At 42.3% G+C, this 24,216-nt stretch carries 18 protein-coding genes; 7 read left to right on the top strand and 11 right to left on the bottom strand.

The annotated features are described in order from the left end of the window. Window positions 1–32 precede the first annotated feature (32 nt). Entirely contained in the window at window positions 33–2,678 is a 2,646-nt protein-coding gene (glnD, locus tag BCU57_RS11690) for a [protein-PII] uridylyltransferase (protein ID WP_102438819.1), read from the bottom strand. A 139-nt stretch (window positions 2,679–2,817) separates the two neighbouring features. Between glnD and BCU57_RS11685 the strand changes: the two genes are divergently transcribed. The 4 genes from BCU57_RS11685 (at window position 2,818) to BCU57_RS11670 (ending at window position 8,396) form a co-directional block, all read left to right on the top strand. Further along, on the top strand, window positions 2,818–3,522 hold the full coding sequence (locus tag BCU57_RS11685) for a 16S rRNA pseudouridine(516) synthase (RefSeq protein ID WP_102438817.1): 705 nt from the start codon (window positions 2,818–2,820) through the stop codon (window positions 3,520–3,522). Window positions 3,523–3,643: 121 nt separating this feature from the next. Next, window positions 3,644–4,603 (top strand): LysR family transcriptional regulator, encoded by a 960-nt coding sequence (locus BCU57_RS11680; RefSeq protein WP_102438815.1) that lies wholly within the window; start codon window positions 3,644–3,646, stop codon window positions 4,601–4,603. 368 nt (window positions 4,604–4,971) lie between these two features. Next, complete coding sequence (locus tag BCU57_RS11675; RefSeq protein ID WP_102438813.1) at window positions 4,972–7,272, top strand: OmcA/MtrC family decaheme c-type cytochrome; 2,301 nt, start codon at window positions 4,972–4,974, stop codon at window positions 7,270–7,272. A gap of 497 nt (window positions 7,273–7,769) precedes the next feature. Next, window positions 7,770–8,396, top strand: coding sequence for an acetate uptake transporter (locus BCU57_RS11670; protein WP_102438811.1), 627 nt, complete (start codon window positions 7,770–7,772; stop codon window positions 8,394–8,396). A 599-nt stretch (window positions 8,397–8,995) separates the two neighbouring features. Here the strand turns inward: BCU57_RS11670 and BCU57_RS11665 are convergent. The 5 genes from BCU57_RS11665 to pepA all read right to left on the bottom strand — a co-directional run bounded on the left by BCU57_RS11665 (window position 8,996) and on the right by pepA (window position 16,673). Beyond that, window positions 8,996–10,522: an MFS transporter gene (locus BCU57_RS11665; protein WP_102438809.1), complete on the bottom strand. Its 1,527-nt coding sequence runs from the start codon at window positions 10,520–10,522 to the stop codon at window positions 8,996–8,998. A 177-nt stretch (window positions 10,523–10,699) separates the two neighbouring features. Further along, window positions 10,700–11,035 (bottom strand): PBPRA1643 family SWIM/SEC-C metal-binding motif protein, encoded by a 336-nt coding sequence (locus BCU57_RS11660; RefSeq protein WP_102438807.1) that lies wholly within the window; start codon window positions 11,033–11,035, stop codon window positions 10,700–10,702. A gap of 389 nt (window positions 11,036–11,424) precedes the next feature. Next, window positions 11,425–14,340, bottom strand: a complete 2,916-nt coding sequence (locus BCU57_RS11655; RefSeq protein ID WP_102438805.1) for a valine--tRNA ligase — start codon at window positions 14,338–14,340, stop codon at window positions 11,425–11,427. 58 nt (window positions 14,341–14,398) lie between these two features. Next, on the bottom strand, window positions 14,399–14,851 hold the full coding sequence (locus tag BCU57_RS11650; RefSeq protein ID WP_102438803.1) for a DNA polymerase III subunit chi: 453 nt from the start codon (window positions 14,849–14,851) through the stop codon (window positions 14,399–14,401). A gap of 313 nt (window positions 14,852–15,164) precedes the next feature. Then, window positions 15,165–16,673, bottom strand: coding sequence for a leucyl aminopeptidase (gene pepA / locus BCU57_RS11645; protein WP_102438801.1), 1,509 nt, complete (start codon window positions 16,671–16,673; stop codon window positions 15,165–15,167). Between the two features lie 256 nt (window positions 16,674–16,929). Between pepA and lptF the strand changes: the two genes are divergently transcribed. Further along, window positions 16,930–18,042, top strand: a complete 1,113-nt coding sequence (gene lptF, locus BCU57_RS11640; RefSeq protein WP_102438799.1) for an LPS export ABC transporter permease LptF — start codon at window positions 16,930–16,932, stop codon at window positions 18,040–18,042. Beyond that, on the top strand, window positions 18,039–19,097 hold the full coding sequence (gene lptG, locus BCU57_RS11635) for an LPS export ABC transporter permease LptG (protein ID WP_102438797.1): 1,059 nt from the start codon (window positions 18,039–18,041) through the stop codon (window positions 19,095–19,097). Before lptF ends, lptG begins: the two co-directional genes overlap by 4 nt. Window positions 19,098–19,445: 348 nt before the next feature. Here lptG and BCU57_RS11630 read toward each other — a convergent pair whose 3' ends face one another. Then, window positions 19,446–19,955: an RDD family protein gene (locus BCU57_RS11630; RefSeq protein ID WP_102438796.1), complete on the bottom strand. Its 510-nt coding sequence runs from the start codon at window positions 19,953–19,955 to the stop codon at window positions 19,446–19,448. A 94-nt stretch (window positions 19,956–20,049) separates the two neighbouring features. After that, window positions 20,050–20,307, bottom strand: coding sequence for a DUF2960 domain-containing protein (locus BCU57_RS11625; RefSeq protein WP_102438794.1), 258 nt, complete (start codon window positions 20,305–20,307; stop codon window positions 20,050–20,052). Window positions 20,308–20,521: 214 nt separating this feature from the next. Between BCU57_RS11625 and BCU57_RS11620 the strand changes: the two genes are divergently transcribed. Next, window positions 20,522–21,085 carry a DsrE family protein gene (locus BCU57_RS11620; RefSeq protein WP_102438792.1) on the top strand — a complete coding sequence of 188 codons (564 nt, stop codon included), beginning with the start codon at window positions 20,522–20,524 and terminating at the stop codon, window positions 21,083–21,085. Between the two features lie 132 nt (window positions 21,086–21,217). Here BCU57_RS11620 and BCU57_RS11615 read toward each other — a convergent pair whose 3' ends face one another. From BCU57_RS11615 to BCU57_RS11605, 3 genes are all read right to left on the bottom strand, one after another. Beyond that, a complete protein-coding gene (locus tag BCU57_RS11615) occupies window positions 21,218–21,886 on the bottom strand; it encodes a DUF2913 family protein (RefSeq protein WP_102438790.1) in 669 nt (222 codons plus the stop codon). Window positions 21,887–21,960: 74 nt separating this feature from the next. Beyond that, entirely contained in the window at window positions 21,961–22,596 is a 636-nt protein-coding gene (locus tag BCU57_RS11610) for a peroxiredoxin-like family protein (RefSeq protein ID WP_102438788.1), read from the bottom strand. 235 nt (window positions 22,597–22,831) lie between these two features. Next, a complete protein-coding gene (locus BCU57_RS11605; RefSeq protein WP_076541129.1) occupies window positions 22,832–24,133 on the bottom strand; it encodes a DEAD/DEAH box helicase in 1,302 nt (433 codons plus the stop codon). Between the last annotated feature and the right edge of the window lie 83 nt (window positions 24,134–24,216).

Below are 24,216 nucleotides of genomic sequence, written 5' to 3'. Positions count from 1 at the left end.
GTATCGCTCATTGACAACATTAATTGAGATAATTATAAGGTTGAAGTGATCGATTTCACTAATTTTTCCTGTAAATCGGTTTGTTCTTCTTCTGAAAGCTGTGCACCGTATTGGTTGGAAAGGGTAAACACGTTATCAGCTCGCTCACCGACTGTGCTGATGGCTGCAGAATGAATTGTAAGCTCTAGTGCTCTGAATGCACTGGCTATTTGCCCCATAAACTCATGGGTTTCTAGCGCTAAAATATGCACTAAGGTGCGGTTAGCTTTTTTAGAGTGAATAAATTCAATGGTGGGTTTGTTATCAAAACTTTGGGTGTGTCTTAAAGGGCGCTTTTTCGGCGGCATTACATTATTGTCTATCACTTGACGTAGCTTACTGGTGACTTGTTTGCGGCGCTGAGCACTGAAAATCGGTTTACCGTCAAAGTCGAGTACTTTAAAAGCTTCAACCACGTAACCGTCTTTAGTTTGTGAAATCTGTGCTTGCTTCACTGATATCTTCAAGGTTGATAGGGTATTAAACAGAGAAATAAACAAGCCTGCTCTGTCTTTGGTATACACAAAAACATCACTACAGCCTTTGACATTACTATCATCAACAATAATTAACGATTCAGAATCTGCTTGAGCTTGTTGCTGATGCGAAAGTATTCCTAGGGTGTATTTTGCTATTTCACTGGATTCTGCATTACCGAAAAAGGATAACGGCAGGTTTTTCCATAGTTTTTGAATAGCAGCAGATTGAGCCTGTATTTGGTGTTCATCTGTTAATTGTGAATCGGCATTGATGATATTAAGGGCTTCTTGTTTGTGCTCCCTAACCACGCTGCGCAGTTGCAATACATTTTCAAGACCATTCCTGAGGGCTTTACGGGTGGCAAAGTAGAGGTCGGTTAATAAACTGGCTTTCCAATCATTCCATAGATCATCATTGGTGGCTTGAATATCGGCCACCGTTAAACAATATAAAGCATCAAGTTTAGTGAGGCTGCCCACGGATTTTGCAAAAGCAGTAATGACATCAGGATCTTGAATATCCATACGCTGGGAGGTGATGGACATTAATAGATGTTGTTCCACTAACCAGCTAATTAATTGCTGCTGTGAGTTTTTTAAACCATGGAATTTGGCAAATAATTTGGCATCTACTGCGCCGAGTTCACTGTGATCACCACCACGTCCTTTAGCAAGATCATGAAATAGTGCGGCAAATAAAATGGTTTCTTTGGCTTGGAACCGAGCATAGATATCAGCGGCCAATTTGTGATCGTGACTAATGTCATCATGGGTTAGTGCATATAAGTTTTTTAGCAGTTTATGAGTGTGTTCATCCACAGTATAAGCATGAAATAAATCAAACTGCATCTGGCCAACCACTTCACGCCATTGGGGTAAATATGAGGTAAGGATGCCATGTTGATGCATTAAGGTAATTGCCAGCCCCATGCCTTGTGGGTGCTTGAATAGTTTGACAAACAGTTCACGGCAGACATGAAAGTCTTGTAAATCACCCATTAAACGACGACGTACTTGCCTGATCAATCTTAAGGTCTCAGGGGTAATGCCTTTTACTTGTTGATGGTATTCGGCAATATAATAAAACATCCACATGATCTGCGGTCTATCAATAAACACATCTTGATTTTTTGCATTTATTTGGCCATTTAAGATCTCAAAATTGTCATTGATATCGATACAATTATTGTGTTTCAGTGGCGATATCTCGCGTTGGAAATAAGCCATCAACATCAGGTTTAATTCACGAATACGCTTCATTGCTCTAAACAATTGGCGCATCATTTTTTCAATGGTGATATTACCGCTGTCACCAAATCCCAGTAGGCGAGCGACTTCAGCTTGATGTTGCAATAAAAGTCTATTTTCAGAGCGGTTTGACGCTTGATGCAATGAGAATCGCACTCGCCAAATAAAGTTTTGGCACTCCATTAGTTCTGCGTATTCATCAGCAGTTAAAAAATTAAGACGACGAAGATCTTTAAGATCGTCAATGGAGAAATGTTTGCGAGCTATCCAAGTAATCGTTTGAATATCACGCATGCCGCCAGGGCTATTTTTTAAATTGGGCTCAATATTAAAGGCGGTGCCTTGGGCTTTATGATGCCTGACTTGTTGCTCATTAAACTTGGCTTCAAAAAAGGCTGCGCTACTCCAAATACTTTCGCCATAGAGTTTGCTGATAACTTGGTGTTGATGGTTTTCATGGCCACAAATATTGCGAATTTCAAGTAAAGTGGTGGCGATGGTGACATCTTCTTTACAGGCGACAAAAGTATCATCTAGGCGCCTTACTGCATGGCCTAAATCTAAACCCAAGTCCCATAATTGAGTCAGAAAATCACTGAGTTTATTGGCATCATCGGTGGATAAGTTGTGGTCATGAATAATACAAATATCGATATCAGAAAAAGGGTGTAGAGTTTGCCTGCCGTAGCCACCGACAGCATTGAGAGAGATTTCTTTTGTATCAAAAGTAAACTTTTGCCAAATATGACTGAGAAGTTTATCAAAAAATTGAGCGCGAAATGTCAGGATCTCGGTAATTGGGCTACAACTAATCTGTTGCTCTAGCCAAATATCAAAATCAGTAATGGCTTGTTTTAGCTCTACAATACTCATATTTGGCTGTAAAATCGGATAGACTGGCTGCAAAAACATATCACTCCCTTTTAGATTCGCTCTCAAATAGGGTATGCGATTTAGTTTGCCAACTCAAACTATCCACTAAATTGATTAGTAATAAGTTAATTCTTTTAACTAGTTAAATAAGAATAAATCACTTAAATTGAGCTTATAAATGCAAAGTAAACGAAGTCGTTTAGATCAGTTTTTAGCTAAAAAATTACAGCTACCTAAAAAGGCGGTAAGGCTAATTTTACTGGCTGGGCGGGTCAATGTTGATGGTGAGACTTGTAAAGAGATGGACCATCAAATTAATGAGTTTACCGCTATTATGCTTGATGGTGACTTTATTCAGAACCAGCAAAAACAATACTATATGTTACACAAGCCTGTGGGTGTGGTGAGCGCGACAAAAGATGATATTCATCCCACGGCCTTGTCGCTATTAACTGGCGTCAATATTGAAATGATGCATATTGCTGGTAGGCTTGATTTAAATTCTACTGGCTTACTGTTAATTACCAATGACAGCCAATGGTCGCAAGCTTTGATGTCGCCTGAAACCAAAGTAAACAAACAGTATTTGGTGACGTTAGAAAATCCCATTGATGACTCATATATCAGCGCTTTTAATCAAGGGATGTATTTTGGTTTTGAAGATATCACCACTTTACCGGCGCAACTTGAAATCATCTCAGAGTATCAAGCACGGGTGACGTTACAAGAGGGTAAGTACCATCAAATTAAGCGTATGTTTGGCCGCTTCAGGAATCCGGTGATTGGTTTACATCGTGAGTCGGTGGGCAATATTAACTTGGATAAGCAATTGTTAGTCGGGGAGTTTCGCTCGCTCACTCAAACTGAAATCAATCTTAAGTAAATCTTATAAAACCTTAAAAAAACTTAAATTAATTCTATAAGGTTGGGCTTGATCAAGTTTTACTTGTTACAATTATGTTAGATTAAGCCTGATATTAACAAGGTTATTACTAGGTAATTGCATGGATTTCAAAGCGCTTAAGAAAATCAGCGAATTAGACGTGTTCTGTTTGTTGGTCTTTAAAACTATTTATGAAACAGGCTTTGCTAACCTTGCAGCGAAAGAATTAAACGTTTCAGCTCCTAAAATAAGCCGTTGTTTAACGGCGTTACGGTTAACCTTTGATGATGAGTTATTTTATCGACGTCAACAAGGGTTAAGACCTACCGCGCTAGCAGAGCACCTTTATCAGCCCATATGTAGTTTTTGCGAGTCAGCCTCAAATATTGAACGCATCGTACATGAAGGTAACTGTACTAATTCATCAACCGTGCTCAATATTGCGGTAACTCCCATCATTATGACTTCACTTTCAATGGCGCTTGGCAGCGACGACATAATGGATAAGTTAGGTAAAGTCAGAATGCATATATGGAATGAGCATTCTGAAGAGTTGATCCACCAAGGTGACATTGATTTAGGGATTAACCTTGGCCCAGCCAGCGCCAGCGATTTATTATCTGAAAGCCTCGGTCATAGTGATTCCACTTCGATTGTGGCTAGAACGAATCATCCTATTTGGGGCTATGATGCTATAAGTTTAGATGACATAGCTAACTATCCCTTTTTGCTGCTCGATACCAAGGGGTTTAATGATAAATTAGATTTCTTCCAAATTTACTGCCGTCAATCAGGGATTGAGCCGCTTAATATCAGTCGAGTTAGTTCCATTGAAGAGTGGTTTTGTCACTTGTTGACCATGCGAAGTTTCAGCTTTATAGCCACATCAGAAGCTGCAGTGTTAAATCACTTTAATGCACTACGTGTTGAAAGCTTACCGGAAACCGAAAGAGAAAAATTGCTTGGCCATGGCGCCGCGCCGCAATACCACCTTATTGAAAGAACCTCCTCATACCGCCGCTATTGTGATGACAGCAGAAAGATTATTATTAATTCAGTGCTTAAGTTAATCGCTGCCTAAATCGCTTATGTGCTATTTAGCCATTTCCCTGTGCTGGGGGATCTGCCGCTGAATATCATTTTAATGGGCTAGAGAAGCGCTATGGCTGTCGAGTCATTCACCTTGAACTGTGCATTTTTTATGCTTGTTTCCACCATTCTTTTAGCGCAAATCTGTTTCGTTAATAACAATCATTATCAGTATAAAACTCAATAACCTATACAAATTTCATATATCGAAATTGCCAACTTCGACTTGTAAAATTGCAAGATCTAAATCTTTAAATTTTAGTCACATATATGAAACTCTTTTGATACATCTAAAGGGGTATCTTTTATATTAAAGTTACTGCTAAAGCAGATTTAAATACCTATATAGGGGATCCGATAATGAGAACATATAAAAGGTCGATTCTAGCAGCAGCGTTAATCGCTGCTATTGGACTAGCGGGTTGTAGTGATGGAGATGATGGTAAAGATGGTGCCCCAGGAGAACCCGGCGCGCCAGGTACACCAGGTACACCAGGAGCACCAGCGGGAAGTGTTGTTGATACAGTAGCATCTGCTGCTGATTTTGTGTTGAGCTTAGCCCCTGCAGATATCGTGGTAGTAGGAGGTGATGATTTTGCTATCAAATTTACGGTAACAGGCAAAACAGCTAAAGGCGAAGATGTGCCCTTTAGTGGCTTAGACAAAGTAGCGCTTTATGTGATGAATCAAGCGGCCAATACCACGGATACTGGCGCGCCACTATTGTGGGAAAGCCATACCCTAACCAATGAATTTGGTTCAAGTATGTATTGTACGCCAACAGGTATGGCAGAAGCCCGCGGCGGCGCAGAAGTTGAAGCTTGTACCTTAGTTGAAGATGAAGCAAACCCAGGCACTTACACAGGTACTTGGGAACATGAAGGCAATGCACCGGTTGTACTTGCAGATGGTGATGCCAATAACTTACATCGCGTTATGGTGCGTAGCTATGATGTTGTAGACAGCACAGGTGAAGGCATTGCAGATAAATTGCTTTCTACTCCGGTTGACTTTATTCCTGCAACGGGTGAGCTAGCGGTATCTGAAAAAGATTCAGTGTCTAACGCCTCTTGTATTAAGTGTCATACTCAAATGGATGGGTATGAAGCCACTGATATTCGAATTGCCAATATTGGTGCCCACCATAATTATCAAAAAGTTGAAAATTGCGTAGCCTGTCATAATCCTGCTTATGCGGGTGGAGAGGATGATCCAGAAAAAGGCTTTAACGCTAATTGGAATGCAATGATTCACACATTACACGCTGGTCATCATATTGACGATCTAGAAGGTGAAGCTGCAGAGATGTTTGGCGAAATTGGCTTCCCATCAGAAATAAATCAATGTACCGCATGTCATGATAACGGTATGCAATGGAATGATAATGTTTACGCAGAAGCATGTGTGTCATGTCATACCGATGTAGATTTAGCCACTGGTGAAAACCACCTAGGTATCGTACCTGAAAGTGATGCAGCCTGTTCTGGTTGTCATGGCGCAGGTAGCTTAAGCCCAATGCAAGCACATAATGTTGCAGCGAGAGCGATTGCCACTGATTCAATTGAAATTGCTTTAAATAGTGTGAGTTACACTGAAAGCGCAACAGTTGACATGGATGAAATGGTGATTACATTTGATGTCACTATTGATGGTGTTGCCGTTGAAGATGGTTTCGAGTTCACTAACTTTACTAAATACGATGAAATGAAAACCGGCTGGATAGACACTGATGGTACTTACTACGGTAGTGCTTCGGTTAATCTAAATGGTGTTGCTGCATCCGCTGGTCAGTTAATGGTGACTCAATTAGGTGAGTTTAATCTAGACGGAAAGAGTATTTCTGTAACGCCACGCTTCTCAGTATGTGCCGATTCAGAAGGCATGCTTATTGAGTGTTTAGATTCAAGCGGCGAAGCGCAATATGATGTTGGTTATGTAGCAGTCACTATGGCGCCAGCTTACTGGAATCTCGCCAATGCTGATGGTAGCGGCGCAACGATATCTCGCTTTAGCGACCCTGCACGGGTAACCGCTGATGAAGCTAAATGTAATACTTGTCATACTTCATTAGGTATCGCTAAGCATTACGGTAACGAACGTTTCGACCAATGTGTAGGTTGTCATAACGACACTTGGGGTGGCTCTTATCATGTGGCTGTTGAATATAAAACAGATGCAGTTGACGAAAATGGCGACCCAGTATTTGAAACAATTGAAGGCTTAACCTATAGCAACCGTGACTTATTCACTGTCGCTCACCGTTTCCATTCAGGTCTTTGGGATGATAACCGTGGCTTCCCTGCAATACACTTAAATTCTGATATGGAAACACAAGGTTACCCAGCAGTGGCTACCGAATGTGCAGCTTGTCATAAAGATGATGTGAGTTTATTCGCAGCAGATGGTGGTCTTACTTCAGGTAAACGCGCAATTGCAGTAGATGCTGGTGCAACAATGTTCATTAGCCCAACCGCTGAAGCATGTCGTACTTGTCACGCTCACTCAAGTGCCTCAGCAATGGCTCACTTCAAGAGTAATGGTGCGATAGTTGAGGGCGATCCAGCTTCAACTGCTAATCTGCCGGTTGAATCTTGTGCAACTTGTCATGCTGAAGGTAAGACTTACGGTATTGATATAATGCATGCTGGAGGGGCACACTAGTTAGCAATAATAGATGTTTCATCAGCTATGAGATCCCCTGCTTCTCATAGCAAATAAACCACTGGGAGCCTTCGGGCTCCCTTTTTTTATCCTCAGAGTTTGCATTAACCCTTTTATTGATCCCAATGGCGTTATTATTCATTTTTGTGAGTCAGTGCAATTTTTAAACGTTCTAGCGTGTTTTAGTTTACTTATAAGCAGGCTTTAATGCTGATTTATTGTGAGTTAGATCGGTAGTTGGCAATATTTGTGAGCCTTCAAGCCTTCAAGTGTTCACTTGAGAGGTTAATGCCACTTTTTTATTTAACAAGCTGAAAAGCAACACTAATTAATCGCATTGTTTAGTGTGCTTATTCCTCAGATCCCTTGGTTGCTAGTTTGATTGCCTCCTGCGGTTACATTATTATGCGCGGCGCTAAGATTAACCAAAGTTAATCTAGTGTGACGACACTATCGTCACTACTTACTTAATTGATTACTTCCTGTAGGGGAACTCAATGTCGACACCGCAGACAAATTCATACGCAAACCCAGCGCCACTTGGTTTAATGGGCTTCGGTATGACCACCATTTTGCTTAATATTCATAATGCTGGTTTTTTTCCAATTGATTCAATGATCCTTGCTATGGGTATTTTTTACGGCGGCATTGGCCAAGTGATTGTCGGCATCATGTGCTTTAAACGTGGCGATACCTTTGGCACTACAGCATTTACTTCTTATGGGCTATTTTGGTTAACCTTAGTTGGTCTACTTGTCATGCCTAAAATGGGTTTTGCGGCAAGTCCTGCAAGCTTTATGGGTTGGTACCTAGCGCTTTGGGGCATGTTTACTGGCTTTATGTTTATTGGCTCTATGCGTTACCCATTAGCCAAGCAAATTGTCTTTGGCTTGCTAACTATTTTATTCTTCCTATTAGCTGCGCGAGATTTTACCGGCAGCGAGCTAATTGGCACCATTGCTGGCTTTGAAGGTATTTTATGTGGCTTAAGCGCCATTTACTTTGCCATGGCGCAAGTGCTGAATGCTGAATATGGCCGGGTGATTTTGCCTGTTGGAAAAGTCAGATTTGCAGCAAGTAAAGCTGAAACCACTGCAGCACCAGCGTCGTTAAAAGCAGCGTAATACTAAATTAGCGCCATAAAAAAGCTGACAATGCTATGAATAGCCTTGTCAGCTTTTTTGTTTAAATTTACTTTAGCTCTGTTGCAGTTTAAACAACCACTTACCGTAAAGATAAACCCCTACTGCCGAAATCGTCCCACAGCGGCGATGATGTACCAAGCTTTGCCGATACTGTGGCTGTTATACGCCATATATATGCCATAGTTTTTTAGCATCGTTGTTAGCTACTGTGCTGGCAAGCCAGCGTAATTTATTTTAGCTCTGTTGCAGTTTAAACAACCACTTACCGTAAAGATAAATCCCTACTGCCGAAATCGTCCCACAGCGGCGATGATGTACCAAGCTTTGCCGATACTGTGGCTGTTATACGCCATAGTTTTTTAGCATCGTTGTTAGCTACTGTGCTGGCAAGCCAGCGTAATTTATTTTAGCTCTGTTGCAGTTTAAACAACCACTTACCGTAAAGATAAATCCCTACTGCCGAAATCGTCCCACAGCGGCGATAATGTACCCAGCTTTGCCGATACTGTGGCTGTTATACGCCATAGTTTTTTAGCATCGTTGTTAGCTACTGTGCTGGCAAGCCAGTGTAATTTACTTTAGCTCTGTTGCAGTTTAAACAACCACTTACCGTAAAGATAAATTCCTACTGCCGAAATTGTTCCCACCGCAGCGATAATATACCAAGCGTTGCCGATACTGTGGGTGTTATACAGCAGCGTTGTTAGCTGCTGTGCAGGCTCACCGGTATAAGTCACTAAGGTTGAAAATGCTTCGCCTTGGGGGATTGCATCAACATCTGTTTGACTCATGCCACGCTCTGCAAGAAGCTGCAGTGAGAAAATCTCTTTTGAGGCATACATCTCATACAGTTTAGGCCCAAAGTAGCCTTCCAGAGTCCAGCCTATCCCTTGAGGTAACATCACAAAGCCTAAGTACATGGCTTTTTTACCTTCAGGGGCAATATTGCCCATAAACTCATTTTTCTTCGGGCTAATCATCATTTCGCCGAATGAGAACATTGCAATAGCCAGTACAATCATCCATGCAGCATTGGTTGCGCCAATGAGCACGAATGCCAAAATACTCAGTAAACAACCACCTAACATGGCAGTGGTAATACGATACTTAGCGGTAAGTGCAGCAACCAAGAAACAACTGGTCATGATCATACCAGCATTGAGGTTGAGCATGCCTTCAGGCATCACCTTAGTACCAGTATTATCAAGGCCTAACCAAAACTGGAAAAAGCCGTTAGAGGTGCCTTCAGGGCCAAATAGAGAGGTAACAATCACGCTGGTATCAACCCATTCAGCAATATGAATAGGTAATACATCAAATAAGGCATTAAATAAGAACCAGAAACCAGCAAATACCAACATGTAATAGATAACAACGGGCTTTTTAAGCTCATGAAGCGCATCACGCCATAATGCTTCTTGTTTAATTTCGCCTGATTTGACTTTGCGGGCCCGCTCAAGTCGCTCTTCTTTACCTGGTTCTTTATAAGCTAGTAAAAATAGGAAGTTAAAAGAGATGATGGCAGCACAAGCGTAAAACACATTATCCCATGATAACTGACGCATATGTACAGCCACTAAAGGCCCAAGGAAGCCACCAATATTGACCACTTGATAGAATATGCCCCACGCCATTGAGGTGTTTTGCCGTCCGGTTGAAAGCACTAAGGTGCCTTGAATACCGGGTTTAAAGATCCCTGTCCCTGCGGCCAATAATATTGCACCAATCAAGAAGCCATAAAAGCTTGGAAACATCGCCATCACCAAGTAACCCATGATCTTGATTACTGTTGAGGCAAAGATGGTTTCTTTGTAGCCTACGCGATCAGATATCCCGCCAGTAAATACTGGAATGAAGGTTTGCATAAATGCCCAAATGGCAATAATGACACCGTAATCACTAAGGCTAATACCCAGCCCGCCTTCCGAGGTTGGTGTTTTAGCATATAAACCGGCACTGGCCTTTACCCCATAGTAGGCAATACGTTCCACCAGCTCCATGCCGCCGACAATCCAAAATATATAACTTAAGCTGGCAATAGATGCCCACATGCCCAGCTGTTTCACTTCTCTTAGGTCGTTGCCTGAGTGTGAACTTTCACTCATAAATCACCCTTATGATTATTATTATTAACAATAGGTCGGCAGACACTTTACCTAAATTAACCAAATTTACCAAAGTTACTGAGCAGGAATGTGATAATTGCGTTTCGGAGGGGGATTTTTTATACAAAAAAGCGAGCTAATCGCTCGCTTTAATTAATCTGATGTCACTTAAAGGACTTAGCCACAGCACTTTTTATATTTCTTACCGCTACCACAAGTACAAGGGTCATTACGGTTAATTTTGGCTTCTGCGGTGACTGCCGTTGGCTTGTTTAAAATACCCAGAAGTTCAAATATATCTTCAGCGACGTCACTGTTAACAGTAATAGTTGCGACTAGTTTGCTCTCTGCAACTAATGCTTCAACTTCAAGCTTACGCTTATCAGTTTGAACTGATAACTGTAAAGGAAGCGCTGCAGTGCCAGGTTTAGCTTGGCGTTTGGTGTTGTAACCACTTTCGCCATAGGCAGGTTTTGGCGTTTGACGGCCTTTGAAAAAGAATTTATCTGACATGTGTTGTGCCTGCCTATCGTTTTAAATGTCGAGTATTTGAACCAAGGTGGTAAACCAAGGCATTTGAAGCTAACTTAAGGTTGATAAGTGATTATAAGCTAAAGCTTCAAGACTCTTAAAATGGATGAAAAATATCTAGAGGCGAAGCTTATACAGTATCTAAGCCATTTTGACCATTTTTTTAGGTATTATTTGCCTGAATAAGCCGCCAGTGGCGTTGTAATTAACTTAATGGAGATAAGTTTTTACAATCTATTGTAACTGCTCAACAATCATACTTTTCATCGCTTGGGTTAATTTTAGCCATTAAAAAAGGCTATCAAATACCTTGATAGCCTTTTTAGTTTGGGTTTATTTAGCGAGATGGCAAATAAACCAAGCTTTGTTACTTAGCCTTCTAGCTTAGCAAGTTCTGCTTTTTGCTCTGCAAGCTTATCCATATCACGTTGATATTCAGCTTGCTTAGCACGTTCTTTTTCAATCACGGCGGCAGGGGCTTTAGCCACAAAGCCTTGGTTAGATAACTTGCCTTCAATGCGCTTGAACTCGCCAGCTGCTTTTTCAAGTAGCTTGTCGATACGGGCTACTTCTTTAGCCACATCAATCAACCCTGCCATTGGGATTAATAGCTCCATGTCACCGACAAGTTGGGTAGTCGACATTGGGGCAGTTTCACCATCAGCAAGAATTGTCATAGACTCAAGCTTAGCTAGTGTCTTGAAGAAAGTTTGATTAGCCTCTAAACGTGCCTTATCTTGCTCACTCACGCCGCGAAGTAGGGCGTTAAGTGGCTTAGATGGGGCAATGTTTAGTTCAGCGCGAATGTTACGCACAGCAGTAATGACTTGCTTAACCCACTCAAGATCTTCCATTGCCTGCGCGTCTACCTTAGTTGCGTCATACTCAGGGAATTGTGCAATCATTAAGGTATCACCTTCAACACCTGCTAGCGGCTTAACGCGCTGCCAGATAGTTTCAGTGAGGTAAGGCATCATTGGGTGCATTAGGCGCTGCATTTGCTCAAGTACATTAACCAGCGTATGACGTGTGCCACGCAGTTGTGCATCGGTGCCGTTTTGCATTACCGGCTTAGTGAGCTCTAGGTACCAGTCACAGAATTGGTTCCAGGTGAACTCATAAATAGTATTAGCCGCTAAGTCGAAACGGTAATTGGCCATGTGCTCATCGTAGGTTTTAACGGTTTCGTTAAACAGACCGATAATCCAGCGATCAGCTAGCGACAATTCCATTGCTCCTGGCTTGCCATCAACCAAGATTTGGCCGCAATCTAATGCTTCGCCGATAGCATCGTCTGCTGCATCTTCAGTTTGCACTTCAGTGTTCATCAACACGTAACGTGATGCGTTCCAGATCTTGTTACAGAAGCTGCGGTAACCATCAAGGCGTTTCATGTCCCAGTTAATGTCACGACCGGTTGATGCCATTGAAGCTAAAGTAAAGCGCAGTGCATCGGTGCCATGTGCTTCAATACCTTCACTGAATTCTTTACGAGTGCTTTTTTCAATTTTAGCGGCCATTTGGGGCTGCATCATATTGCCGGTACGTTTTTCAACAAGTGATTCAAGATCGATACCGTCAATCATGTCTAAAGGATCTAATACGTTACCTTTAGATTTGGACATCTTATTACCGGCTTCATCACGGATAAGTCCAGTGACATATACCGTTTTGAAAGGCACTTGCGGCTTGCCGTTTTCATCTTTGATGAAATGCATGGTCATCATGATCATGCGCGCCACCCAGAAGAAGATAATATCAAAACCAGTGACCAACACGTCAGTTGGGTGGAAAGCTTTCAATTCTTCAGTATTTTTTGGCCAGCCAAGTGTTGAGAATGTCCATAACGCTGAGCTGAACCAGGTATCTAATACATCGTTATCTTGACGTAAAACAACCGAGTCATCTAGCTTATGTTTAGTGCGAACTTCAGTTTCGTCACGACCCACATAGACTTTGCCACTTTCGTCATACCAAGCTGGGATACGATGTCCCCACCAAAGCTGACGTGAGATACACCAATCTTGAATGTCGCGCATCCAAGAGTTGTACATGTTCTCGTATTGCTGTGGCACAAACTTGATGTCGCCGTTATCAACCGCTTCCATGGCTGTTTTAGCCATAGGCGCAACTGACACATACCATTGGTCGGTAAGTAGTGGCTCAATAACCACGCCAGAGCGGTCGCCGTATGGCACTTTTAATCCGTGAGGATCAATTTTGCCTAATAAACCTAAGGTGTCGAACTCTTCAACAATGGCTTTACGTGCAGCAAAGCGCTCAAGACCGGCATAACGCTCAGGTAAGCTGTTATCTAATTCGGTGTTTGCGGTGCCATCAGTATTTACCACTTCTGCAGCGCTACGAATGTCAGCATTGATGGTTAAGATGTTGAACATAGGTAGGGCGTGACGCTTACCGACTTCATAATCGTTAAAGTCATGAGCTGGAGTGATTTTCACACAGCCGGTACCAAACTCCATGTCAACATAGTCATCTGCCACAACAGGAATACGACGGTTAACGATTGGCAGAAGAATGAACTTACCAATAAGCGATTGATAACGCTCATCACCTGGATGAACCGCAACGGCACTATCACCTAGCATGGTTTCAGGACGTGTGGTGGCAACTTCTAAGTAGTCTTTACCGTCGGCTGTCAATGCGCCATCAGCTAACGGGTAGCGGAAATGCCACATGCTACCTTGCTTTTCTTTGTTTTCTACTTCGAGATCTGAAATAGCAGTGTGCAGTTTTGGATCCCAGTTGACTAAGCGTTTACCACGATAAATCAACTCGTCATCATATAAGCGTACAAATACTTCTTGTACGGCTTCAGACATACCTTCGTCCATTGTGAAACGTTCACGATCCCAATCAACAGAAGCGCCTAAACGACGTAGCTGTTTGGTGATGGTGCCACCTGATTCATTTTTCCAATCCCAGATGCGCTCGATAAAGTTATCACGGCCTAGGTCGTGACGACCTAAACCTTCTTCTGCAAAGACTTTACGCTCAACCAGCATTTGGGTTGCAATGCCTGCGTGATCGGTACCCACTTGCCAAAGGGTGTTTTTGCCCTTCATGCGCTGGTAGCGAGTCAACGTATCCATGATGGTGTCTTGGAATGCATGACCCATGTGCAAACTACCCGTCACATTTGGTGGCGGGATCATGATGCAATAGTTACCTTTTGACTCATCGCCATGTGGTTTGAAGTAGCCTTGCTCTTCCCAATTTTGGTATAGAGATTGCTCAATTGACTGCGGATTATATGTTTTTTCCATGGGATTTTTGTTTTCTCAATCTAAATTAATAGTTGGTATTGTTAACGAATCAACTGACTTAAACGCCAGTGAACTCAGTGGTAGTAAGCTCAATGCCCAATTGCTTGTATTCACGGTAGCGAATACGGGCAATCTGTTTAAGCGCATCATCATTAGCAACAAAATCGATAATATGCGGAAAGTTAACCGCAAATGCTGGCACTTGGTCTGCAAGGTTTATCAGTAATTGGCGACTTTTATTGGCGCCTAATTTATCAAAACCAATCTCGACAGGTGAACCTGTTATCGGTCCTTCCCCTTTTAAATTGTGGGGAACAAATGCTGTTGGCTCAAATTGCCATAATAATTCATCAATGGCATAGGCTTGTTGCTTATTCTGACAGTGAATATAAACAAGCTGCTGCTGGCGATAATGCCGTTCTGCAATCTGACATGCTGCAAGGTATACGCTTTCAAGCGCACTGGCTTGGGTATTGATTGCTGGCATTAAGTAAAACAGAGTCTTTGACATTATTTTAAATTTTGATGAAGTAAAGGCGAATTTTACACTAAAAGCATCGATTGGGGCTAGGGTGCAGGAGAGTTAATTTTGCTTAATTGAATAGAAATCTGCTGAAATTTTAGCAATCCTTGTGTTCGCATTTATTTGTCAGGCTTATCGGTTTGCTTGCTACTCAAAGGGAGCTGTTTTTGCGGTTTTAAAATATGTAAACCTTCGAACAAGAGGGATAAAAAAGGCGAAGTAACTACTTCGCCTTTTATTAGGTTACTGCCTGTTATTTACAGTAAACTATTAGCAACAAACTATTTGCAACAAAAGTCAATTACTCGCCTTGCTCAACTCCTGCGCGGTTCAATAAGAACTGGCTTAATATTGGTACTGGACGACCTGTAGAGCCTTTATTAGCGCCACTGTTCCAAGCTGTACCGGCAACATCAAGATGTGCCCAGTTATATTTTTTAGCAAAGCGCGCTAAGAAACAAGCTGCAGTGATTGACCCTGCTGGACGACCACCTAGGTTAGTCATATCAGCAAACGGGCTTTCAAGCATTTCTTGATACTCATCCCAAATCGGCATGCGCCATGCGCGATCACCTGATTGCTCACCGGCATTGAGTATTTCATGGGCAAGTGGATTATGAGATGAGAATAAACCTGAAGCATGTTTGCCCAGAGCAATGACACAAGCACCAGTTAATGTGGCAGTATCAATCACTAATTCTGGGTCAAAACGCTCAACATAAGTCAGCACGTCACATAATACTAAGCGGCCTTCGGCATCAGTATTAAGCACTTCAACAGTTTGACCTGACATAGTGGTTAAGATGTCACCAGGGCGATAAGCATTACCCGCAACCATGTTTTCACAACCTGCAAGAATACCGATAACGTTAATTGGCAGCTTCATTTCACATAAGGCTTTCATGGCGCCAATAACACCGGCAGCGCCGCCCATGTCGTATTTCATCTCATCCATGGCCTCGCCCGGCTTTAATGAAATACCACCAGAATCGAAGGTAAGGCCTTTACCAACAAGGACGATTGGCTTTTGAGTCTCATCAACTGCGCCCTTATATTCCATTACTGTCATGATAGATTCATTGGCACTAGCACGCCCTACAGCAAGGTATGAATGCATACCGAGTTTTGCCATTTGCTCTTCGCCCACAGTTGAAACCGTAAGGCTGTCATGAACTTCAGCAATTTGACGTGCTTGAGAGGCTAAGTATGCAGGGTTACAAATGTTTGGCGGCATGTTGGCAACATCACGGCATAAGTGCATACCTGATGATACTGCCATTCCATGGTCGATAGCGCGTTCACCAAGAGTTAACTCGCGACGAGTCGGGACATTGAATACCATTTTACGTAACGGACGACGGGTTTCGCCTTTACGGGTTTTCAGAGCATCAAAGCTATATAAACTGTTATAAGTGGTTTCAACTGCTTGGCGTACTTTCCAATAAGTATCGCGGCCTTTAACGTGTAATTCAGTTAAGAAGCAAACTGCTTCCATTGAACCCGTTTCATTTAAGGTATTGATAGTCTTTGTGATAATTTGTTTGTATTGGCGCTCATCAAGTTCACGCTCTTTGCCACAACCGACTAACAAAACACGCTCACTGAGCACATTGGGAACATGATGCAATAATAACATCTGTCCAGGTTTGCCTTCTAAATCACCGCGTCGAAGCAAGTTACTGATGTAACCTTCACTGATTTTATCCAACTGCTCTGCGATACCTGACAAACGACGTGGTTCGTATACACCGACAACGATACAAGCTGAACGTTGTTTCTCGGGGCTGCCGCTCTTTACGCTAAACTCCATGAGCACTCCTAGATTATTAAAGACAAATTTTTATATTTATTAGATAATGTTTTAATTCGGCCTGTTAGGCCATATTTACAAACCTTTAAGGAAATAAATCCTTGGTAATTTTCTGCTATATCAGCTAAATGAATTACACTTAAAGAAGCTCACGCGCTGGTCAGAAAACTATCAATAACTGCTAAAAGCAGACATTTAATAGTGAAGTTACTCTGATACCAGCAAAAAGACAAGTTTTAGACTGTGGATCCTACCTGTGATTGTATTTAGATACTTGATCGTTGAAGTTTTAAAAGCCCAATTTGCGATACTTTTGGTGTTGTTAACTATTTTTATTAGCCAGCAATTTGTGCGAGTGCTCGGAGATGCCTCAGATGGCGACTTTCCTGCGTCTTTAGTTCTCACATTGCTAGGGCTAAATTTACCGCAATTGACCGTTTTGGTACTGCCGCTGAGTTTTTTCTTAGGGATATTACTTGCCCATGGGCGAATGTATGCCGAGAATGAAATGGTCGTGCTCCATGGTGTTGGCATTAGTGAATGGTATGTCACCCGTGTGACCTTGCTTTTGGCGGTAGCAAATTTAGTGTTTACTGGTATTTTATCGGTTTATGTAGGTCCATGGGCGGAAGAAAGACAAAATCAAGTGCTAGAACAGGCACAGTCAGAAGCCGGTTTAGCAGCAATTACCCAAGGCCGCTTTCAAGCTAGCCCTAATGGCCGAGCTGTGTTGTTTGTTGAAAAAATCACTAAATCTAACGAATTACAAAAAGTGTTTGTGGCTCAGTTACCTGATCCTGAAGACGAAAAAGGCTTAACTAATATTGTGGTTTCAGAAAATGGCCGCGTAGTGGAAGATAAGTTTGGTAGCCAGCAATTACAACTTGATAATGGTACCCGTTATCAAGGTAGCCCGAATAATCTTGACTATCAAATGATTGAGTTTGGTGGTTATAAGATGGAAATTAAAGAGCAAGAAGTGGATGAACGTCGTCGTAAGCTTTCAGCTTTACCGGTTGATCAGTTACTTGCTACGCCAGGCCCTGAAGCAGCAGCAGAATTCCATTGGCGTTTAGCGCTGCCTTTAGCGATTCCACTCATGACCTTAATTGCAGTGCCACTGGCTCGGGTGAATGTAAGGCAAGGTAAGTTTGCCAAAATGTTCCCAGCGATTTTACTTTATTTAGGCTATTTCGGCTTAATGGTTGCCGGCCGTAAAGCGCTTGAGGATGAAGTCATCCCACAAGTATTAGGCATGTGGTGGATCCATGGCTCCGCATTTATTATCGGTATACTCTTACTGGGTAAAGAGCGTCCAAGTGGTGCTAAGTTACTGCAATTACTTAAACGTAAGAAGGTGGCAGTATGAAGATACTCGATCTCTATATTGCCCGAGTGATTATTGGCACATCGGCGTTATGTTTACTTATTTTAACTGGCTTGTCGGGCATCATTAAGTGGGTTGATCAGCTACGTGTAGTTGGCCGCGGTGCTTACACTATGTTTGATGCGATTATCTATGTTATTTACTTAATCCCCCGTGATATTGAGTTGTTTTTCCCCATTGCAGTATTACTTGGGGCGCTGATTGGTATGGGAATGTTGGCATCGAACTCTGAATTAGTAGTAATGCAGGCGTCCGGTATGTCTCGGTTGCAAATTACGATTTCAGCGATGAAAACTGCCATTCCATTGATGATCATTGTAATGGCCTTAGGCGAGTGGGGTGCACCTGTTGCAGAAAGAACGGCCAAAGAGCTACAAGCAACCAAAGTTTCTGGTGGTAGCCTGATCAAATCTCATCGAGGCGTGTGGGCAAGAGACGGTGACTTATTTGTCAATATTGGTGAAGTTGAAACCATAAACACCTTAAATAAAGTGACCTTTTATAAGTTTAATGATCAGTTAGAGTTAACCACCATGACTCAGGCTCAAAGCGCTAAATTTTCTAATGATGTATGGCGCTTATTTGATGTTAAAAATACCATAGTTACTGATAACAAGATTAGCTTCGAATACCAAGAAGAGCGAATTTGGAACTCTACCTTAACCCCTGATAAATTAAGTGTGGTGTCAGTAAAACCTGAAGCGTTAAGCATTCAAGGTCTAGTGGGTTATTTAGATTACCTTGAAGCTAATCAGCAAGATCCGAGTCGTTATGAGCTGGCTTTGTGGCGTAAAATTATGCAGCCAATTACTGTAGCAGTGATGATTTTAGTGGCACTGTCATTTGTATTTGGCCCCTTAAGAACCGTGACAATGGGCGCAAGAGTCTTGCTTGGCGTGGTCGCTGGCTTTAGCTTTTATATTTGTAGTGAGATATTTGGCCCTATGAGTATTGTTTATGGCTTACCCGCCTATATAGGTGCAGGTATGCCACCACTACTCTTTAGTATTGGCGCGTTATATTTCATCAGAAAATAGCCTTTGCCTGATAGGGCGCTTGCTTCTGGCAAGTCTGCAATAATAAATATCCCAATGACGTTAGTTGTTGGGATTTTTTTATATTTACTTGACCACATCAACCAGGGCTTTATTGCTGTACTCTACCTCTACCTCTACCTCTACCTCTACCTCTACCTCTACCTCTACCTCTACCTCTACCTCTAGTTCTGCTTTTAGTTTGAGCCTTAGCCCAAATCGCTGCGCCATGTTAGCGGCTTGATGTTCTACAGCACCAATAAAAAACGCCGTAACCCATAGGATTACGGCGTGTTCTTTGATGGTACTAGTTTATGGCACTAGTTTATGGCATTAGTTTGTGCCGCTAGTTTAAGCGCCGCGCCAATTGCGCATTTGGTTCGCTTCAACCGACAGTACTACGACTTCTGATTGGGTCATTTTATCTTGTAGGGCCTGTTTATCAGGATTGATAAGAATAAATAAGTTACCAATACCAGCCAGTGACCACACCACGCGGGCAAGCGCAGTAACAAAACTTAAGTTTTGTCCATTAGGGTGCTGCACTTTTAAGCGCCATGCTCTCATCCCTAATGTTTGACCGCCGCGGCTCCAAAATAAGGCATAAAAAGCGACGACACAAAGTACGACCCATAACTGATAAATACCTTTATACAGTGGGGTTTGATGCAGTGCATCTGCAATGTGCTCGTAACCATCCATTGAAATAACGCCGCTGCTGGTAAGGCCGACAAACAGGCCAAAACCAATGGCACCGGCAACCATATATACGGCTACAGCCAATAATGAGTCATATATTATGGCGCCACAGCGGCGGATAAAGCTGGCTCTAGGGAAATTAGCGTGGTCTGAATTTATCATGTAAATCCTTTTATTGTTGTTGTCACTAATAATTGGTGATGCCACTAATACAAATGCGCTTAACTCTTAACTCTTAGCGGTTAGTTTTTGACTGTTAGCTTTGCTCGTCATCATCACGAACAAATTTGATGCTACTAAAACCGAAACGGGCAAACTCGGTTTTACGGTAATCTTTTTCTGCTTTAGCCCCTTTTTTAGAGGTCATTGCAATTTGCTGTTCCATAGCCAAGAAGTTGGTTAAATCAATACCTTCAGCTTCAGCCGCAGCTTCGTATAGGTCATGATGTATATCGTAACTGAATGCGATTGTTTTGGTTTTACCTTTAAAGGTATAAATGACTTGGCGAGCCATGGAAACTCCTGAGTTTGGCGGCTTAACATTAGCTTGCTAAGCAACACATACGACTAAGATAAGCTGGCGGTTAAGCATTGATACTTGATTACGCAGCTTTTGAGATTGATACCCCTGAGCAATTTATTTACAGGGGTAAAAATTTGAGGGCTATTATAGCTAAATGCAGCGTTTCAAGATAGCTTTGTCATAATGCAATCAATAAGGATAAAAGATGCACAAAATATCAAGTCTCAAATTGCTGATGGTTAGCTTACTATTGGTAACCTCTAGTGCTGCTATGGCAGGAAAAGAGGCCTTTAAAGCTGGAACTGTGATAAAAGGCTATGGCGAAATCGCGACAATTGACAGCCAACTGGCCTTGCCAAAAGGCATGCAATTTAATATCGCTTTTGATATGAGCAAAGCGGCTAAGGTTGGTGAGGTTAATCGCAGTTTAAATACCCTTGCTAGATTTATTAATATGCATGAGGCTGCAGGGGTTAAATCTAAAGATATTAATTTAGCTATGGTCGTACATGGCAGCGCCGTTGGGGACTTAGCTGATGATGGCTATTATCGCCAGCAACACGGCTTAGCTGCGCCCATCGAAAATGCCAATAAAGCCTTGGTACAGCAATTAACTGAATATGGGGTGAAGGTCTATATTTGTGGTCAAAGCGCAGCGTATTACAACCTTAGTAATCAAGCATTATTGCCTGGAGTTGAAATGGCGTTATCAGCAATGACGGCCCATGCTATTTTGGCGGAGCAAGGCTATAGCCTTAACCCATTCTAAAGCCGTTTCTAAAACCCTTTCTAAAATGTTCGGCTAAACATCATCTTAAAACTCTTTAAGAAACCCAACCAGAAACAAAAAAAAGCGCCGACATTAAGTTAGCGCTTTTCGTTACAGCAGTTAATTAGCGAGTTAAGCCAGCGACTCTACTAATAAACATAACTCTGATAACTGGTTGTTTGGGTATACCAAATAGGTTTTATGATGTTTGATAAGACTGGTTTTTTTATTACCTTGGCTAACCAATAGCCCTTTATTGAGCGCTTGCTCGGCAAAATATTGCTCATCACCACGCACATAGATAGCTAAAGGCTTAATGAGTCTATCTACATCAAAATAGTGCGACAGCTGATGTTCACAAATCACCATACTCGATTGACCATTACCCGCCAGTTTGAGCTTTTTGGCACCTGAGTCTGAAAACGCAGTATCAGTAATAACAAACCATTCGTTGCTATCTAAATGCTCGATAAGCGCATCGATTGCGCCTTTTTCAGATAAGGTGGTGGTGAGCACTTGTTGGTATTGAGTTGCGATACGTTGCAGTAGCTGCGGTAACATGGCGCCAGCGCCTTGGCTGCGAGCCATACGGATCCAGCTATTGAGATCATCTGCAACCATTTTAGGAAAGCGCTTATCCCGTAATGACTCCACCATCCATGCACACAGAAAATGACTTTCTTGGGCTGGGGTTCGCTTGGCTTTTTGCTTTAATGCAGACTCTTGCAAGGCTTTAATCCCTGCTTCAGCTAGGGCCAAAATCGCTTGGTTGTATGTTGGTGCTTGTGTTGTATTTTGCATAAATAACTCCGCCGCAGAAAAATGGGAAGTGCGGCGAGGCTATTGTAGCAAAGGCGAGTTATTGCTGCTGCAAATTATTGCCCTTGCAGTAATTTAGCCGCGGTTAAGATAAGCTCAGGTGCGGGGCGCACTTTATAATTTGGATTTATGTATTGAAAGTGTACCAAGCCGGTTTTATCTGCCAGATAAACTGCAGGCACTGGTAAGACTAAGCGCTGCTCACCTGCAGGTGTGGTCCAAAGAGTATTTTCAACACTGAGCTTGGCGCGGTACATACTAGTGACTTTTTCACTGGTATAAAAGGCAATACCAAATGCTTGGGATGCGGTCATATTTTCATCTGATAGCAATAGGTAATCCAGTTTATTGTCATTCATTGAGGCTTTAAGTTTAGCGGGTGAGTCAGGTGAAATCCCCACTAACTGAAAACCCATTTCAATTAATTTAGGCTCAATAGCTTTAAGTTGGCCCATTTGAACATTACAAAATGGGCACCAACCGCCACGATAGAAAAAGAAGATAGTGGGCTTAGCTGCGGTTAATGCTAGTAGGTTAACCTTATTGCCGGCAACATCTTTAAGGTCAAGGTTCGGGATTTGTTGTCCATTCATTAATGGCATGACGTGGTATTCATCGCTAGCAATAGGTTTAGCCATTGAAGGTAAGCTAAATAAGGCCATTGCGACGACTAATATAAGTTTTTTTAACATGCTGAAATCCATATTCAATTAAAGTGATGATCTTAGTGAGCGCCCTAATTGGCACTTCTTATCGCCGAGTTATACTGGTTATAATATTCGCTGTTACGGCGACAATGATTAGACCTGATCACCACAGTTTTTATTTCATCGAACTTACTTAAAGCGAATAATGAGTTACTTATTGGTTTTTAGGCATAAAAAAAGGCGCTAATAGCGCCTTAATATTGAAATAATAAAGGGATGATTACTTCAGTTTTTTGTACTTAACGGTACTGGTTGATTTACCTACCGTTACGCGGCGACCTTGCATGTTACGCTCACCGACAACTTGCTCACCCGCGCTATCAGCACGTTGTTGTTTCTTCGCAAAGCTACGACGCTTTTGAATTTGCTTTAACAGTAATTCACGGCTGCCAACTTCATAACCTGGCGCAGTAATTCGGCGAATTGGTTGACCGATTAATTTTTCAATATCATGTAAGGTGCGCTCTTCTTCGCGGCTCACAAATGAAATTGCGGTACCTGATTTACCTGCACGTCCGGTGCGGCCGATACGGTGCACATAATCTTCAGCAAGAAATGGTAAGTCATAGTTAACAACATAGCCTAAATCTTGAATATCCAATCCACGAGCGGCAACTTCGGTTGCAACTAGCACACGTACTTTACCTTCAACAAATTCACGTAATGCACGGCGTCGACTGCCCTGGGCTTTTTCGCCATGAACCACAGCTGACGGAATACCATCAAGGTTAAGTTCTTTCACTAGCTTATCTGCAGCATCACGGGTGGCAGTGAAGACTAACACCTGTTGCCAGTTTTTAGTGCCAATCAATTCAGATAGTAATTCACGCTTACGGCGCTGCTCAACGGGATAAACCACTTGGCTTACGGTATCTGCGGTGGTGTTTTGTTTGTCAGCAGTAATGACCACTGGCTTTTCAAGCATTTCGTTAGCAAGCTTCTTAACTGAGGTTGAGAAGGTGGCTGAGAATAATAAGTTTTGACGCTGCTTATTCACGGCTTGAAGAATTTTTTGAATGTCGGTGCTAAAGCCCATATCCAGCATACGGTCAGCTTCATCAAGGACTAAAAACTCAACATTTGAAAGGCTTAAGTTACATGCGTTTAAATGCTCAAGTAAACGCCCTGGGGTTGCTACAATAATGTCAGCACCACGTTTAAGCTTTTGCGCTTGGCTAGTCAGCTTTACGCCGCCATAAATGGTCAGTACTTCCATGTTGATGTTCTTGCTGTAATCAGCAATATTGTCAGCAACCTGAGCAGCTAGCTCGCGCGTCGGGGTTAAGATTAACGCGCGGGTATTTGAATGCTGTAACTCACGTGGGTTTTCAACCATTTTTTGCAGCATAGGTAATGCAAATGCGGCTGTTTTACCAGTACCGGTTTGGGCGCTGGCAAGTACATCTTGGCCACGACGAATTGCTGGAATAGCTTGTTGTTGAACGGGTGTCATAGTTTTATACCCGCAATCAGCGATCGCACTTAATATTTCTGGGGCGAAGCTAAAAGATTCAAATTTCATTGGTATCTTGTTCCTATCATTATCACGTCATTCAACAGTTCAGTGGCTAGTTAACTAAAAATATTAGTTTTCAACCTGCCTGA

The organism is Shewanella sp. 10N.286.48.B5 (genome assembly GCF_002874355.2).
Lineage (GTDB): Bacteria > Pseudomonadota > Gammaproteobacteria > Enterobacterales > Shewanellaceae > Shewanella.
This window is presented reverse-complemented; position numbering and strand designations above follow the sequence as displayed.

Excerpts from the sequence above, each read along its gene's own strand:
- BCU57_RS11620 (WP_102438792.1), top strand. The coding sequence starts at position 20,522 with ATGCACAAAATATCAAGTCTCAAATTGCTGATGGTTAGCTTACTATTG.
- BCU57_RS11685 (WP_102438817.1), top strand. The coding sequence starts at position 2,818 with ATGCAAAGTAAACGAAGTCGTTTAGATCAGTTTTTAGCTAAAAAATTA.
- BCU57_RS11670 (WP_102438811.1), top strand. The coding sequence starts at position 7,770 with ATGTCGACACCGCAGACAAATTCATACGCAAACCCAGCGCCACTTGGT.
- BCU57_RS11665 (WP_102438809.1), bottom strand. The coding sequence starts at position 10,522 with ATGAGTGAAAGTTCACACTCAGGCAACGACCTAAGAGAAGTGAAACAG.
- lptG (WP_102438797.1), top strand. The coding sequence starts at position 18,039 with ATGAAGATACTCGATCTCTATATTGCCCGAGTGATTATTGGCACATCG.
- BCU57_RS11610 (WP_102438788.1), bottom strand. The coding sequence starts at position 22,596 with ATGTTAAAAAAACTTATATTAGTCGTCGCAATGGCCTTATTTAGCTTA.
- pepA (WP_102438801.1), bottom strand. The coding sequence starts at position 16,673 with ATGGAGTTTAGCGTAAAGAGCGGCAGCCCCGAGAAACAACGTTCAGCT.
- BCU57_RS11680 (WP_102438815.1), top strand. The coding sequence starts at position 3,644 with ATGGATTTCAAAGCGCTTAAGAAAATCAGCGAATTAGACGTGTTCTGT.
- glnD (WP_102438819.1), bottom strand. The coding sequence starts at position 2,678 with ATGTTTTTGCAGCCAGTCTATCCGATTTTACAGCCAAATATGAGTATT.
- BCU57_RS11615 (WP_102438790.1), bottom strand. The coding sequence starts at position 21,886 with ATGCAAAATACAACACAAGCACCAACATACAACCAAGCGATTTTGGCC.
- BCU57_RS11675 (WP_102438813.1), top strand. The coding sequence starts at position 4,972 with ATGAGAACATATAAAAGGTCGATTCTAGCAGCAGCGTTAATCGCTGCT.
- BCU57_RS11625 (WP_102438794.1), bottom strand. The coding sequence starts at position 20,307 with ATGGCTCGCCAAGTCATTTATACCTTTAAAGGTAAAACCAAAACAATC.
- BCU57_RS11660 (WP_102438807.1), bottom strand. The coding sequence starts at position 11,035 with ATGTCAGATAAATTCTTTTTCAAAGGCCGTCAAACGCCAAAACCTGCC.
- BCU57_RS11605 (WP_076541129.1), bottom strand. The coding sequence starts at position 24,133 with ATGAAATTTGAATCTTTTAGCTTCGCCCCAGAAATATTAAGTGCGATC.
- BCU57_RS11655 (WP_102438805.1), bottom strand. The coding sequence starts at position 14,340 with ATGGAAAAAACATATAATCCGCAGTCAATTGAGCAATCTCTATACCAA.
- BCU57_RS11630 (WP_102438796.1), bottom strand. The coding sequence starts at position 19,955 with ATGATAAATTCAGACCACGCTAATTTCCCTAGAGCCAGCTTTATCCGC.
- BCU57_RS11650 (WP_102438803.1), bottom strand. The coding sequence starts at position 14,851 with ATGTCAAAGACTCTGTTTTACTTAATGCCAGCAATCAATACCCAAGCC.